This is a genomic window from Streptomyces sp. TBY4 (assembly GCF_024213195.1).
Taxonomy (GTDB): domain Bacteria; phylum Actinomycetota; class Actinomycetes; order Streptomycetales; family Streptomycetaceae; genus Streptomyces.
Map to the genome: position 1 here is coordinate 78,270 of NZ_JANAVF010000006.1, position 14,750 is coordinate 93,019.

Consider the following 14,750-nt stretch of genomic DNA (forward strand, 5'->3'; position numbering starts at 1 on the left):
AGGCCCGCCTACTGCGGGTGCGGTATGCCCCGCATAAGGACGAGACCTGGGGGCGACGTGGGCGTGCCCGTGCGCACGAGAGGCTGGGGGAGCCCGCGCGTGCCCGAAGGCACGGCCCCGTCATGCCGCGCAGACCTCGCCGCGTCCTTGCAGAGAGATCCCCATAGCCATGTTCCGGCTGTCCCGCTTCAGCCTCGCCCAGAGGGCACTGATCGGCCTCGTGTCGCTCGTCGCGCTCCTCTTCGGCGCCATAGCCATTCCGCAGCTCAAGCAGCAGCTGCTGCCCTCCATCGACCTGCCGATGGTGTCCGTGCTCGCGCCGTACCAGGGCGCCTCGCCCGACGTGGTGGAGAAGCAGGTCGTCGAGCCGATCGAAGCCATGCTCAAGGGCGTCGACGGCATCACCGGCATCACCTCCACCGCCAGCGAGGGCAACGCCCTGATCATGGCGACCTTCGACTACGGCGACGAGGGCACCAAGCAGCTCGTCGCCGACGTCCAGCAGGCCGTCAACCGGGCCCGCGTACGGCTCCCCGCCGAGGTGGACCCGCAGGTGATCGCCGGTTCCACCGACGACATCCCGACCGTGGTCCTCGCCGTCACCTCCGACAAGGACCAGCAGGCGCTGGCCGACCAGCTGAACAAGTCCGTGGTCCCCGCGCTGGAGGACATCGCGGGCGTCGGCCAGGTCACCGTCGACGGCGTCCAGGACCTCCAGGTCACTGTCACCCCCGACGACGCCAAGCTCGCCGCCGCCGGCATCGACGGCGCGACCCTGGCCCAGGGCCTGCAGGCGGGCGGCGCCACCGTCCCCGCCGGCTCCTTCGACGAGGCGGGCAAGAACCGCACCGTGCGCGTCGGTTCGGGCTTCACCTCGCTCGCCCAGCTGGAGGACCTGCGCCTCACCGCCGGACCGGGCAAGCCCGTCGTCCGCCTCGGTGACGTCGCGGGCGTCAAGCAGGAGCCGGCCAAGGCCGACTCCCTGACCCGCACCAACGGCAAGCCCAGCCTCGCGCTGGCCCTCACCATGGACAAGGACGGCAGCGCCGTCGCCATCTCGGACGCGGTCAAGGACAAGCTGCCCGAGCTCCGCACCACCCTCGGCTCCGGTGCCGACCTGGCCGTGGTCAGCGACCAGGGCCCGGCCGTGGCCAAGTCCATCTCGGGCCTGACCACCGAGGGCCTGCTCGGCCTGGTCTTCGCGGTCGTCGTGATCCTGGTCTTCCTCGGCTCGCTGCGCTCGACGCTGGTCACCGCGGTCTCCATCCCGCTGTCCGTCGTCCTCGCGCTGATCGTGCTGTGGACCCGCGACCTCTCCCTCAACATGCTGACGCTGGGCGCGCTCACCATCGCCATCGGCCGGGTCGTCGACGACTCGATCGTGGTCCTGGAGAACATCAAGCGCCACCTCGGCTACGGCGAGGAGCGCCGCGGCGCCATCATCACCGCGGTCAAGGAGGTGGCCGGCGCGGTCACCTCCTCCACCCTCACCACCGTCGCCGTCTTCCTGCCGATCGCCTTCGTCGGGGGCATGGTCGGCCAGTTCTTCGGCCCGTTCTCCATCACCGTCACCGCGGCCCTGCTGGCCTCGCTGCTCGTCTCCCTGACGGTCGTGCCGGTGCTCTCGTACTGGTTCCTGCGCGCGCCGAAGGGCGTCAGCGAGGGGGACGCCGCGAGCATCGAGAAGGCCCGCCGCGAGGCCGAGGAGAAGGAGTCCCGCAGCAAGCTCCAGCGGTTCTACGTACGGGCGCTGGACCTGGTCACCCGCCGCCGGATCGCCACCCTGGCCGTCGCCGTCGTGGTGTTCGTCGTGACGCTGGGCATGACCCCGCTGCTCAAGACGAACTTCTTCGACCAGGGCGAGCAGGAAGTCCTCAGCATCAAGCAGCAGTTGCCGCCCGGCACCTCGCTGGCGGCCTCCGACGAGGCGAGCCGCAAGGTCGAGAAGGTCCTGTCGGAGACCGACGGGGTCAAGGACTACCAGGTCACCGTCGGCTCCTCCGGCTTCCTGGCCGCCTTCGGCGGCGGTACGGGCTCCAACCAGGCCTCGTACCAGATCACGCTGGAGAGCTCGGACAAGACCGAGTCCGCCAAGAAGCACATCGAGACCGCCCTGAAGGGGCTCGACGGCATCGGTGAGACCACCATCGCGGCCGGCGACGGCTTCGGCAGCCAGAACGTCAGCGTCGTCGTCAAGGCCGGTGACGGGGCCGTCCTCGCCCAGGCCGCGGAGCTGGTCCGCGCCGAGGTGGCGAAGATCGGCGACGTCACCGACGTCCAGAGCGACCTGTCGCAGTCCGTGCCCCGGATCTCCGTCACCGCCACCCCCAAGGCCGCGGAGCTCGGTCTGAACCAGGCGGCGCTCGGCGCCATCGTCGGCCAGGCCGTACGCGGCAACCCGGCGGGCAAGGCCGTACTGGACGACACCGAGCGGGACATCGTCATCAGGTCCGCACAGCCGGCCACCACCCTGGCCCAGCTGCAGGCGCTGCCCGTCGGCCCCGTGAAGCTCGGCGACATCGCCGAGGTCAAGGAGGTCCCCGGCCCCGTCGCGATGACCCGGATCGACGGCGCCCGCGCCGCGACCATCAGCGCGAAGCCGATCGGCGACAACACCGGCGCCGTCAGCTCCACCCTGCAGTCGAAGATCAAGGCCCTGAAGCTGCCCGAGGGCGCCACGGCCTCCATCGGAGGCGTCGGAGAGGACCAGAGCGAGGCCTTCGGCCAGCTGGGCCTGGCCATGCTCGCGGCCATCGCGATCGTGTTCATGCTGCTGGTCGCGACCTTCCGCTCGCTGGTCCAGCCGCTGATCCTGCTGGTCTCCGTCCCCTTCGCCGCGACCGGCGCGCTGGGCCTGCTCCTGGTCACCGGCACCCCGCTCGGCGTCCCGGCGCTGATCGGCATGCTGATGCTCATCGGCATCGTGGTGACCAACGCGATCGTCCTGATCGACTTGGTCAACCAGTACCGGGCCCAGGGCTACGGCGTCATCGAGGCGGTCGTCGAGGGCGGCCGCCACCGGCTCCGCCCGATCCTGATGACGGCACTGGCGACGATCTTCGCGCTGCTCCCGATGGCGCTCGGCGTCACCGGCGAGGGCGGCTTCATCTCGCAGCCGCTCGCGGTGGTCGTCATCGGCGGCCTGATCAGCTCCACCGTGCTGACCCTGCTCCTGGTGCCGACCCTCTACACGATGCTGGAGCTCCGCAAGGAGCGCCGCCGCGCGAAGAAGACGGCCCGCCTGACCGTGGTCCCGGCCCCGTCCGCCTCCGCGGAGGACGAGAGCCCGGTCAAGGTCTGAGGTTCCGTACGAGCGCACACGACGAAGGGCCGTCCCCCGCAGGAGGGGGCGGCCCTTCGGTCGTCGCCGGGCTGTCGTCGCCGGGCTACGGAAGCGCGAGCATCCGCTCCAGGGCGAGCTTCGCGAAGCTCTCGGTCTCCTTGTCGACCTGGATCTGGTTGACGAGGTTGCCCTCGGCCAGGGACTCCAGGGTCCACACCAGGTGCGGGAGGTCGATGCGGTTCATGGTCGAGCAGAAGCAGACCGTCTTGTCGAGGAAGACGACCTCCTTGTCCTCCGCGGCGAAACGGTTCGCCAGGCGCTGTACGAGGTTCAGCTCGGTGCCGATGGCCCACTTGGAGCCGGCCGGGGCCGCCTCCAGCGCCTTGATGATGTACTCGGTGGAGCCGACGTAGTCCGCCGCCGCCACGACCTCGTGCTTGCACTCCGGGTGGACCAGGACGTTCACGCCGGGGATCCGGGCGCGCACGTCGTTGACCGAGTCGACCGAGAAACGGCCGTGCACCGAGCAGTGGCCGCGCCACAGGATCATCTTGGCGTTCCGCAGCTGCTCGACGGTCAGGCCGCCGTTCGGCTTGTGCGGGTTGTACAGCACGCAGTCGTCGAGGGACATGCCCATGTCGCGGACGGCGGTGTTGCGGCCCAGGTGCTGGTCCGGCAGGAAGAGGATCTTCTCGCCCTGCTCGAACGCCCACTCCAGGGCCTTCTTCGCGTTGGACGAGGTGCAGATCGTGCCGCCGTGCTTGCCCGTGAAGGCCTTGATGTCGGCCGAGGAGTTCATGTACGAGACGGGGACCGTCTCACCGGCGATGCCGGCCTCGGTCAGCACGTCCCAGCACTCCGCGACCTGCTCGGCGGTGGCCATGTCGGCCATCGAGCAGCCCGCGGCCAGGTCCGGCAGGACCACCTTCTGGTCGTCCGAGGTGAGGATGTCCGCGGACTCGGCCATGAAGTGGACGCCGCAGAAGACGATGTACTCGGCCTCCGGCTTCGCGGCCGCGTCCTTGGCGAGCTTGAAGGAGTCACCGGTGACGTCGGCGAACTCGATGACCTCGTCACGCTGGTAGTGGTGGCCGAGGATGAAGACCTTGTCCCCGAGCTTCTCCTTGGCGGCGCGGGCGCGCGCCACCAGGTCCGGGTCCGACGGCGAGGGCAGGTCGCCGGGGCACTCCACCCCGCGCTCGCTCTTGGGGTCGGCTTCGCGGCCGAGCAGCAGCAAGGCAAGGGGCGTCGGCTGGACGTCCAAAGGCTGGTTGTCCAAAGGCTGGGCGGTGGTCACGACACGCACCCTTTCTGTTCTGCGACAAGGGACTTCTGAAGCCACTCTGAAGCCTGCGCTTCGACTTCTCGTCTATTTGACGCTATCTATCATAACTGCTTCACGTCACTTTGACGATGCCGATAGTGTCGATGTGACGAATTCGCGGGCCCGTCGCGGGTGCGCGAGTACCGCGCGGGGAGCCACCCCCGCGCGGGGGTGTGCGAGCATGGAATTTCTGAAACACGCGTCGGGTCCCGGAATGAATCCGCGGTCCCGCTCGTTGCCACCGACGGCAAGAGTCCGACGTTTCCCCGCTCCCGGCGGGGAGCCGCCCACTTCGGGAGTGAATGCAGATGTCCGTACAGGACGAAAAGACCACCGTGAGCGACGGCATCCTCCTGTCCGACGCCGCCGCCGAGAAGGTCAGGACCCTGCTCGAGCAGGAGGGTCGCGATGACCTGGCGCTCCGCGTCGCCGTCCAGCCCGGTGGCTGCTCGGGCCTGCGCTACCAGCTCTTCTTCGACGAGCGCTCCCTCGACGGCGACGTCGTGAAGGACTTCGACGGTGTGAAGGTCGTCACCGACCGGATGAGCTCCCCGTACCTGCACGGTGCGTCCATCGACTTCGTCGACACCATCGAGAAGCAGGGCTTCACCATCGACAACCCGAACGCCACGGGCTCCTGCGCCTGCGGCGACTCCTTCAACTAGCCCGGCCCCCCGGCCCACCGGCCGGGCCCGCCAGGACGCACGAGAGGGGCCCGCCCGCGGATGTCCGCGGACGGGCCCCTCTCGTGCGTCCTGGCGCCCCCCGGCGCGTCCTGGAGCTACTGGCGGGGGATCGCCTTGCCGGTGGTCGCGTCGATCACCTTGCGGTCGCCCAGCGGCTGCTGGAGCGTGCCCGTCACCGTCATCTCCTGCGCGATCATGATGCAGGCGTGCCCCGGGCTGTTCGGGGTGTCCGTGATCCGCACCATCACCGTCTGCGGCTGCTCCCGGATCTCCAGGGCGTACGTGCTGCACACTCCGCCCCAGAAGTTCACGGTCAGCGTCCGGTCGGCGGAGGAGTACGAGAACCCGGGCACGGTCTGCCCCTTCACGGGCGGGTCGGCCGGGGCGGGCGGATCGGCCGGGGGAGTCTCCCCGGTCGGGGCCGCCGGCTGGGCCACCGTGTGGCCCGGGCCGCCGCCCTTGCCCGCCACCTCGAACAGCCAGGCCGGCACCAGGCCGCGGACCCCGTCGACCGTGCCCGGGGCCAGCCCGAGCACGGCGCCCCGCACCGACTCCGTCCGCGACGGCTTCATCGGGCGCGGCTCCGGGTTGCACGGCAGCGTGTCCGTGGCGCCGACCGGGGTGTCCGGGGCCAGCGGGACGCTCGTGGCGCAGCCGCTCGGGCCCGGGTCGGGGGCGCCGGAGCCCCGGGACCTGTCGTTCAGCCGGGCCAGCGCGTCGACCGCCCCGATCACCGGCTGCTCGGCGGCCCGCACCGGAACCTTCAGCTCGCCGCTGCCCGACACCACGAGGGAGTCCGCCCCGACACCGATCCGGGTGGCCCAGCCCTGCGTGGGCAGCCCGCCGACCACCGGGTCGGCCGTCACCACGCGTACGGAGCCCTGCGCGATCCGGGCGTCGAGCTTCGCCCCGCCCTGCCCCACGGCGGCCAGCACGGGCGCGGCGGCGGCCTTGGCGGCCGCCTCGGAGACCGGCGTGCCACCGGCGGCGGCGCCGCCCTGCTCCTGGCCCAGGTCCTGGGGGAGGGTGGCCGGGCCGCAGGTGTCCTTGCCCCGGACGCAGTTGTCCCCGGTGCCGCCGGTACCGGTCCCGCCGACCTGGAAGCGGGAGAAGTTCCAGGTCCCGGGAGCCTTGAGGTTCACCGTGAGCCGGGGCCCGGAGCCGTCCGCCGTCTCCCCGGCCTGCCAGGTCTCCCCGGCGAGCCGGGGCGCGCCGGAGATCCCCAGCGCCGTCGCGAGCCGCGCCACCTCGGCGGAGGTCACCTCGCCGCTCGCCGTGAAGGCCGGCGCGGTGGCCGGGCCGTCCGGGAGCGGGACGTCCGCGGCGTAGGTGATCCCGCCGCCGGACGGGTCGGGCTCGCCGGGGGCGATCCCGGGCCCGGGCGGAGTGGGCGCCGTGCGGGGCGCGGAGGCCGCGCTGTCCCCCGTACGCCCCTCGCCGTGGGCGGTCGACGCCCAGTACGCGGTGCCGCCGCCCGTGAGCAGGACGGCGGCCGCGATCGAGCCGACGACCCAGACCGGCCGCCGCCGTGCCCCGGACGACGTGCCGGGGGTGCCGAGCGCTCCGGGCGTCTCGGAAGTCTCGGATGCCTCGGGTGCATCGGATGGTTCGCTGGTCACCGCATCGCTCCTTTGCCCGTCCCGCAGGGGGTGATGCGGGTGTGACGGAACAGACGCCGATCCGGTTCCGCGGAGGCCGGCCCAGGCCGGCCCGGGCCGGGACGGCCTAGTAGCCGTAGACCGCCGTGGCGGCGATGAGGCGGGCCGAGGCCGCCGGGACCCGGATCCCGCTGATCTGCGAGGGAGCCACCCGATCCGGACGCGGACCGGCGGGAACCGGCCAGTGCGGGGCCATCCGGGCGCAGTCGCCCAGCAGCTGATCGAACTCGGTGCCCGCCGTGTTCTCGGAGGGCCGGACGTGCCCGAAGCCATAGGTGTAGGTCATGGGGCACGGTAGGCACGCCGCGGCGAGGGAGGAAAGAGCTACTACGGGGTAGTTTCTGCCGATCGGCAGGGGCTCGCCGACCGGGTAGTTTTGAATGTCCCCTTGCCCTCCCCTGCAGGAGCGTCCACGCCGTGCGTATCGCAGTCACCGGCTCCATCGCCACCGACCACCTCATGACCTTCCCCGGCCGCTTCGCCGACCAGTTGGTCGCGGACCAGCTGCACACGGTCTCCCTCTCCTTCCTCGTCGACAACCTCGACGTGCGGCGCGGCGGCGTCGGCCCGAACATCTGCTTCGGCATGGGGCAGCTCGGCGCCCGGCCGATCCTCGTCGGCGCGGCCGGCTCCGACTTCGACGAGTACCGCGCCTGGCTCGACCGCCACGGCGTCGACACCCAGTCCGTGCGGATCTCCGAGGTCCTGCACACCGCGCGCTTCGTCTGCACCACGGACGCCGACCACAACCAGATCGGCTCCTTCTACACGGGCGCGATGAGCGAGGCCCGCCTGATCGAGCTGAAGTCGGTCGCGGACCGGGTCGGCGGCCTGGACCTCGTCCTGATCGGCGCGGACGACCCCGAGGCGATGCTGCGCCACACGGAGGAGTGCCGGACGCGGGAGATCCCCTTCGCGGCGGACTTCTCGCAGCAGATCGCCCGGATGGACGGCGACAACATCCGCACCCTGATGGAGGGTGCGACGTACCTCTTCTCCAACGAGTACGAGAAGGGCCTCATCGAGGCGAAGTCCGGCTGGACCGACGCGGAGATCCTGGCGAAGGTCGGCACCCGGGTCACCACGCTCGGCTCGAACGGCGTCCGCATCGAGCGGGTCGGCCACGACCCGATCGTGGTCGGCTGCCCGGAGGAGACCGCGAAGGTCGACCCGACCGGCGTCGGCGACGCGTTCCGCGCAGGCTTCCTGACAGGCCTCGGCTGGGGCGTCGGCCTGGAGCGGGCCGCACAGGTCGGCTGCATGCTGGCCACGCTCGTCATCGAGACCCTCGGCACGCAGGAGTACACCCTGGCCCGCGCCCACTTCATGGAGCGCTTCACGAAGGCCTACGGCGACGAGGCCGCGGCAGAAGTCCAGTCCCACCTCCCGGCGTAGCCCCTCGCGCCCGCGCCCTCGAACGCCGGGCGGGCTGGATGAATCCAGCCTCGCCGGCGTTTGAGGCGCGGGGTCCGGGGCGGCGCCCCGGGGAACGGTGGAAGGGCGGGCAGGGGACAGCCCCGCAGGGCCGCCCCGCCCCGCCTCCCGGCCCGGGTCAGACCGCCCGGCGGACCGTGTACGCAGTACCGAGGGGGCGCGGGGCTTCGCCCACGTAGGTCTGCCCCCGCATCGCACACCACGCCGGGATGTCCAGCCGCGCGACCTCGTCGTCCGACAGGACGGTCACCGTGCCGCCCACCGGAACCCGCCCGATCGCCCGCGCCAGCTCGATCACCGGCTGCGGACACCGCAGCCCGAGCGCGTCCAGCTCCAGGGATTCCGCCTCCGGATCCGCGGCCGGCCCCGCCTCCACCACGCCGAGCCGCTCACGCACCCCCGCCACCAGCCCCGGCAGCACCTCCAGGAACCCGTTGACCTCCGCCGCGGTCGTGCCGCCCGGCAGGGACACCCGTACGTTCCCCTCCGACAGCACCCCCATGGCCCGCAGGACATGGGACGGCGTCAGCGTCGAGCTGGTGCACGAGGAGCCGGACGAAACGGAGTACCCCGCCCGGTCCAGCCCGTGGAGCAGGGTCTCCCCGTCCACGTACAGGCAGGAGAAGGTGACCAGGTGCGGGAGCCGAAGGTCGGGGTGGCCCACCACCTCGACGTCCGGCACCAGGCGGGCCACCCGCCGCCGCAGCCGGTCCACCAGGATCCGCAGGCGGGCCGCCTCCGCGTCCGCCTCGGCGCGCACCGCCCGCAGGGAGGCCGCCGCGGCCACCGCCGCGGGGAGGTTGACGAAGCCGGGGGAGCGCCCCGACTCCCTTTCGTCGGCGGGGCCTTGGGGGGAGAACCGCACTCCCTTGCGGACCGCCAGCAGGCCGACTCCCGCCGGGCCGCCCCATTTGTGGGCGCTCGCGCACAGCACGGACCAGTTCCCGGGGACCGGCCCCCAGCCCAGCGACTGCGCGGCGTCCACCAGCAGCGGGACCCCGGCGGCGGCGCACACCTCGGCGACCTCCGCCACGGGCTGGACGGTTCCGACCTCGTGGTTGGCCGACTGGAGGCAGGCCAGCGCCGTGGCGGGGCCGACGAGTTCCCCGTAGGAGGAGGCGGAGACCCGGCCGAACCGGTCCACCGGGACCTCCTCGACCCGCCCGCCGCCCGCCGCGTGGAGCTCCGCCGCGTGGAGCACGGAGCTGTGTTCCACCGCTGATACGACCAGATGCCCGCCGACGCGCCGACGCCCCGCCAGGACCCCGGCCATGCCCGAGTGAACCGCGTGCGTCCCCGAAGGAGTGAACACGAGCTCGTCGGGGCGACAGCCCACCGCCTCCGCCGCCGCCTCCCGCGCCGCGTCCAGCAGCATCCGCGCCCGGCGGCCTTCGCGGTACAGCCGGGCCGGGTCGGCCCAGCCCTCGTCAAGGGAGGCCTGGAGCGCCTGCCGGGCCACGGGGTGCAGCGGGGCGGCGGACGCGGTGTCGAAGTACGGCATCCGGTCACGCTAACCGGCCGCCACGCCGACGCCACGCCGGGGCCGCGACCCGCCGAGGTCAGGGACCGTCAGATGCCGCCGGGACCCCGCCATTCGGGGCCCGTTGGGCCGTCCCCCGTACGGCGGATCCATCCCTTCGGGGTCAGTAACGGCGCGTTGGGCACCCTCCCCGCGCGACCCCAAATAGCGTCCAGTAGGGTTTGGTCCGCATAAACATCCAAACCCCTGCCTGCGTCAGGGCCGGCGACCGACCCGAATGCGGCCGCGGCCGGCCGCGCGGGCCGAGACTCTCGGGAAGGCGCTACGTGAGTCCCTACGGCTCCGACCGCTCGCCGCGGCGCCCGATGCGGCGGAAGCCGCTGCAGGTGCTGGCTGCAGGCGCGGTCCTGGCGACCGCCACTGGTTGCTCGCCAACATGGAAAGACTTCCCCCGCCTCGGATTGCCCACCCCGGTCACTGAGGAGGCGCCTCGCATCCTCTCCCTGTGGCAGGGGTCCTGGGCCGCCGCTCTGATCACCGGCATCCTCGTGTGGGGCCTGATCATGTGGAGCGTCATCTTCCACCGGCGTAGCCGGACCAAGGTCGAGGTTCCCCCGCAGACCCGGTACAACATGCCGATCGAGGCGCTGTACACCGTGGTCCCGCTCATCATCGTCTCGGTGCTGTTCTACTTCACCGCGCGCGACGAGTCGAAGCTGCTCTCCCTCTCCGCCAAGCCGGCGCACACGATCAACGTGATCGGCTTCCAGTGGAGCTGGGGCTTCAACTACATCGAGAACGTCGACGGCGATGCGGCGACCCCGAAGGCCGGCGAGGTTCCCAAGGAGCTCGCCTCCCTGCCGGACCGCTACACCAAGGACTTCCCCGCGGGCGCCGAAGGCGTCTACACCAAGGGCGTCCCGAGCGACCGGAACGCGGAGACCGGCAACCCGGGCCCGACGCTCTGGCTGCCGAAGGGCGAGAAGGTCCGCTTCATCCTGTCGTCCAACGACGTCATCCACTCCTTCTGGGTGGTCCCCTTCCTGTTCAAGCAGGACGTCATCCCGGGGCACACCAACGTCTTCGAGGTCACCCCGACCGAAGAGGGCGTCTTCATGGGCAAGTGCGCCGAGCTCTGCGGTGTCGACCACTCCCGCATGCTCTTCAACGTCAAGGTCGTCTCCCCGGAGGCGTACAAGGCGCACCTGAAGGAGCTTGCGGAGAAGGGCCAGACCGGCTTCCTCCCGGCCGGTATCCAGCAGACCGACCCGGCCCGCAATGCTGAGGTGAACAAACTGTGAGCATCCTCAACCAGCCTCAGGGTGCCGAGGCCGACTCGTACGAGAACGAGTTGCCGGTACGGAGCAAGCAGCCGGGCAACGTGGTCGTGAAGTGGCTCACCACCACCGACCACAAGACCATCGGCACGATGTACCTGCTCACGTCGTTCGTGTTCTTCCTCATCGGCGGCCTGCTGGCGCTCTTCATGCGCGCCGAGCTGGCCCGTCCGGGTACGCAGATCATGTCGAACGAGCAGTTCAACCAGGCGTTCACCATGCATGGCACGATCATGCTGCTGATGTTCGCCACCCCGCTGTTCGCGGGCTTCGCGAACTGGATCATGCCGCTCCAGATCGGCGCGCCCGACGTGGCGTTCCCGCGGCTGAACATGTTCGCGTACTGGCTGTACCTCTTCGGTTCGACCATCGCGGTGGCCGGCTTCATCACCCCCTCGGGTGCCGCCGACTTCGGCTGGTTCGCCTACTCCCCGCTGTCGGACGCCGTCCGCTCGCCGGGCATCGGCGCCGACATGTGGATCATGGGTCTGGCCTTCTCCGGCTTCGGCACGATCCTCGGTTCGGTCAACTTCATCACCACGATCATCTGCATGCGCGCGCCCGGCATGACGATGTTCCGCATGCCGATCTTCACCTGGAACGTGCTGCTGACCGGTGTTCTGGTCCTGCTCGCCTTCCCGGTGCTGGCCGCCGCGCTCTTCGCGCTGGAGGCCGACAGGAAGTTCGGTTCGCACATCTTCGACGCGGCCAATGGCGGCGCCTTGCTGTGGCAACACCTCTTCTGGTTCTTCGGACACCCAGAGGTGTACATCATCGCGCTGCCGTTCTTCGGAATCGTTTCCGAAATCATCCCGGTCTTCTCGCGCAAGCCGATGTTCGGTTACATCGGTCTGATCGCCGCGACGATCTCGATCGCCGGCCTTTCGGTGACCGTGTGGGCGCACCACATGTACGTCACCGGCGGTGTGCTGCTGCCGTTCTTCTCCTTCATGACGTTCCTCATCGCGGTTCCGACCGGTGTGAAGTTCTTCAACTGGATCGGCACCATGTGGAAGGGCTCGCTGTCCTTCGAGACCCCGATGCTCTGGACGATCGGCTTCCTGGTCACCTTCACCTTCGGTGGTCTGACCGGCGTCATCCTGGCCTCGCCCCCGATGGACTTCCACGTCTCCGACTCGTACTTCGTCGTCGCGCACTTCCACTACGTCGTCTTCGGCACCGTGGTCTTCGCGATGTTCGCCGGCTTCCACTTCTGGTGGCCGAAGTTCACGGGCAAGATGCTGGACGAGCGCCTCGGCAAGATCACCTTCTGGACGCTGTTCATCGGCTTCCACGGCACCTTCCTGGTGCAGCACTGGCTGGGCGCCGAGGGCATGCCGCGTCGTTACGCGGACTACCTCGCGGCGGACGGCTTCACGCTGCTGAACACGATCTCGACGATCAGCTCGTTCGTGCTGGGCCTGTCGATGCTGCCGTTCATGTACAACGTCTGGAAGACGGCGAAGTACGGCAAGAAGATCGAGGTCGACGACCCGTGGGGCTACGGCCGTTCGCTCGAATGGGCGACGTCCTGCCCGCCGCCGCGGCACAACTTCCTCACCCTGCCGAGGATCCGGTCCGAATCCCCGGCGTTCGATCTGCACCACCCCGAGATCGCGGCCCTCGACCACCTTGAGGACCACTCCGTGGCCGCCAAGGCCGTCGCTGGTGGCAAGGAGGCCGGCAAGTGAAGATCCAGGGCAGGATGTTCCTGTGGCTCGCCGCCTTCATCCTGATCATGACCGTCGTGTACGGCGTCTGGTCGAAGGAGCCGGTCGGCACCACCGCTCTCGCACTGGCCTTCGGCCTGAGCGCCATGATCGGCTACTACCTGGCCTTCACGGCCGCGCGCGTGGACGAGATGGCCCAGGACAACCTGGAGGCCGACGTCGCCGACGAGGCGGGCGAGCTGGGGTTCTTCTCCCCGCACAGCTGGCAGCCGCTCTCGCTGGCCATCGGTGGCGCCTTCGCCTTCAGCGGCGTCATCTTCGGCTGGTGGCTGATGTACTTCTCGGCGCCGCTGATCCTCGTGGGTCTGTGGGGCTGGGTGTACGAGTACTACCGCGGCGAGAACCAGAACCAGTAGCCGCACCTGCATGAGACCAGGGGCCCGGACACCTCCAATGGAGGAGTCCGGGCCCCTCGTTTGCAGTCACCCCGCGCGCCGTAATTGTCATACCTTCATAGCGTTGGCTCCATGAACAAGTCACCGCGTCTTTGGACGGTCATCGGCTGCTCCCTGCTGGTCGCGTCCCTCGGGGCCGGCGCCACCGCATGCGGGTCGGGCGACGACAACCCGCTGTCCGCCCGCCCCTACGACGCGGGCGACCAAGTCGCCCTCAACCAGGCCTCCGGCAGCCGCCCGGTCGATCCGGACCGGCCCCTGGAGGTCACCGCCAAGAGCGGCGACGGCCGGATCACCGACGTGAGCGCCGTGGACACCCACGGACGCCGCCTGGCGGGCGAGTTGTCCGCCACCGGCGACCGCTGGCACAGCACCGTCCCGATGGCCGCGGGCGTCCGCTACACCGTCCTCGTGAGCACCGAGGACGAACGGGGCGCCCCCGGGCAGCGCACGCTCACCTTCGACACCACCCCGGCGCAGAAGGTCCTCAAGGTCGAATTCGGCCCGGACGAGGGCAAGTACGGCGTCGGACAGCCCCTCACGGCCGAGCTCAACGAACCCGTGAAGGACAAGGCCGCCCGCGCCGTCATCGAGCGCGGCCTGATCGTCGACGCCCCGCCGGAGGCCGTGGGCGCCTGGCACTGGGTGGACGACAAGAACCTCCACTACCGGCCCAAGGACTACTGGCCCGCAAACACCACCGTGTCCGTCCGGAGCAACCTGGAGGGCGTCAAGATCTCCGACGACCTGCACGGAGCCGCCTCCAAGCCGCTGAAGCTGGAGATCGGGGACCGGGTCGAGGTCACCACGGACGCCTCCTCGCACTGGATGACGTTCAAGCGCAACGGAGAAGTGATCAATTCCATCCCGATCACCACCGGCAAGCCCGGGTTCTCCACCCGCAACGGCGTCAAGGTGGTCCTCGGCAAGCAGTACTACGTCCGGATGCGCGGAGACACCGTGGGCATCGGCGGCAGCGAGTACTACAACCTGCCCGTCTACTACGCGACCCGCGTCACCTGGAGCGGTGAATACGTCCACGCCGCGCCGTGGTCCGTCGGCTCCCACGGCTACGCCAACGTCAGCCACGGCTGCACCGGCATGAGCACCGGCAACGCCGCCTGGTTCTACGAGAACATCACCGAAGGCGACATCGTCCAGGTCATCAACAGCATCGGCGACGACATGGACATCTTCGGCAACGGCTTCGGCGACTGGAACATGGACTGGAAGGACTGGCGCGAGGGCAGCGCCCTCCTCAAGGGCACCCAGGAGGGCCGCAGCCCCGTCGACCAGGCCCGCCTGCGCCCGCAGGTGTAACCACCGGGCCAGGAGCGCCCGGAGAGCCGGGAGGGGCCTGAGAGCCCGGAGAGCCGGGAGAGGCCACAGCCGGGGCACGGGTGCCCGTACGGAGCGTACGGGC

General features: G+C 70.3%; 11 protein-coding genes. 7 read left to right on the top strand and 4 right to left on the bottom strand.

Going from position 1 to position 14,750, the window contains the following annotated elements:
• The first annotated feature begins 169 nt into the window (after positions 1-169).
• Positions 170-3,301 carry an efflux RND transporter permease subunit gene (locus tag NLX94_RS16200; RefSeq protein ID WP_254383449.1) on the top strand — a complete coding sequence of 1,044 codons (3,132 nt, stop codon included), beginning with the start codon at positions 170-172 and terminating at the stop codon, positions 3,299-3,301.
• 85 nt (positions 3,302-3,386) lie between these two features.
• Here the strand turns inward: NLX94_RS16200 and nadA are convergent, their stop codons facing one another.
• Complete coding sequence (gene nadA, locus NLX94_RS16205) at positions 3,387-4,589, bottom strand: quinolinate synthase NadA (RefSeq protein ID WP_254383450.1); 1,203 nt, start codon at positions 4,587-4,589, stop codon at positions 3,387-3,389.
• Positions 4,590-4,915: 326 nt separating this feature from the next.
• Here nadA and erpA point away from each other — a divergent pair, with 326 nt between their 5' ends.
• The gene (gene erpA, locus NLX94_RS16210) at positions 4,916-5,272 is read left to right on the top strand and encodes an iron-sulfur cluster insertion protein ErpA (RefSeq protein ID WP_243330017.1); all 357 of its coding nucleotides are present in this window, start codon (positions 4,916-4,918) and stop codon (positions 5,270-5,272) included.
• 116 nt (positions 5,273-5,388) lie between these two features.
• Here erpA and NLX94_RS16215 read toward each other — a convergent pair whose 3' ends face one another.
• Positions 5,389-6,912 (bottom strand): hypothetical protein, encoded by a 1,524-nt coding sequence (locus NLX94_RS16215; RefSeq protein ID WP_254383451.1) that lies wholly within the window; start codon positions 6,910-6,912, stop codon positions 5,389-5,391.
• A gap of 106 nt (positions 6,913-7,018) precedes the next feature.
• A complete protein-coding gene (locus tag NLX94_RS16220; RefSeq protein WP_254383452.1) occupies positions 7,019-7,237 on the bottom strand; it encodes a hypothetical protein in 219 nt (72 codons plus the stop codon).
• A 131-nt stretch (positions 7,238-7,368) separates the two neighbouring features.
• Between NLX94_RS16220 and NLX94_RS16225 the strand changes: the two genes are divergently transcribed.
• Positions 7,369-8,346, top strand: a complete 978-nt coding sequence (locus NLX94_RS16225; protein WP_254383453.1) for a carbohydrate kinase family protein — start codon at positions 7,369-7,371, stop codon at positions 8,344-8,346.
• A gap of 157 nt (positions 8,347-8,503) precedes the next feature.
• On the opposite strand, the gene NLX94_RS16230 is transcribed toward NLX94_RS16225, so the two are convergent.
• The gene (locus tag NLX94_RS16230; protein ID WP_254383454.1) at positions 8,504-9,886 is read right to left on the bottom strand and encodes a cysteine desulfurase/sulfurtransferase TusA family protein; all 1,383 of its coding nucleotides are present in this window, start codon (positions 9,884-9,886) and stop codon (positions 8,504-8,506) included.
• A gap of 305 nt (positions 9,887-10,191) precedes the next feature.
• On the opposite strand from NLX94_RS16230, the gene coxB reads away from it, so the two are divergent.
• The 4 genes from coxB to NLX94_RS16250 all read left to right on the top strand — a co-directional run bounded on the left by coxB (position 10,192) and on the right by NLX94_RS16250 (position 14,647).
• On the top strand, positions 10,192-11,166 hold the full coding sequence (gene coxB, locus NLX94_RS16235; protein ID WP_254383455.1) for a cytochrome c oxidase subunit II: 975 nt from the start codon (positions 10,192-10,194) through the stop codon (positions 11,164-11,166).
• Positions 11,163-12,893: a cytochrome c oxidase subunit I gene (gene ctaD / locus NLX94_RS16240; protein WP_254383456.1), complete on the top strand. Its 1,731-nt coding sequence runs from the start codon at positions 11,163-11,165 to the stop codon at positions 12,891-12,893. Before coxB ends, ctaD begins: the two co-directional genes overlap by 4 nt.
• Positions 12,890-13,288 (top strand): cytochrome c oxidase subunit 4, encoded by a 399-nt coding sequence (locus NLX94_RS16245; protein ID WP_254383458.1) that lies wholly within the window; start codon positions 12,890-12,892, stop codon positions 13,286-13,288. Before ctaD ends, NLX94_RS16245 begins: the two co-directional genes overlap by 4 nt.
• 111 nt (positions 13,289-13,399) lie before the next feature.
• Complete coding sequence (locus NLX94_RS16250) at positions 13,400-14,647, top strand: Ig-like domain-containing protein (protein WP_254383460.1); 1,248 nt, start codon at positions 13,400-13,402, stop codon at positions 14,645-14,647.
• The last annotated feature ends 103 nt before the right edge of the window (positions 14,648-14,750 follow it).

What these genes read in the sequence shown, in the direction of transcription:
- NLX94_RS16200 (WP_254383449.1), top strand. Translation starts at nt 170, where the DNA reads ATGTTCCGGCTGTCCCGCTTCAGCCTCGCCCAGAGGGCACTGATCGGC.
- erpA (WP_243330017.1), top strand. Translation starts at nt 4,916, where the DNA reads ATGTCCGTACAGGACGAAAAGACCACCGTGAGCGACGGCATCCTCCTG.
- NLX94_RS16220 (WP_254383452.1), bottom strand. Translation starts at nt 7,237, where the DNA reads ATGACCTACACCTATGGCTTCGGGCACGTCCGGCCCTCCGAGAACACG.
- NLX94_RS16230 (WP_254383454.1), bottom strand. Translation starts at nt 9,886, where the DNA reads ATGCCGTACTTCGACACCGCGTCCGCCGCCCCGCTGCACCCCGTGGCC.
- NLX94_RS16250 (WP_254383460.1), top strand. Translation starts at nt 13,400, where the DNA reads ATGAACAAGTCACCGCGTCTTTGGACGGTCATCGGCTGCTCCCTGCTG.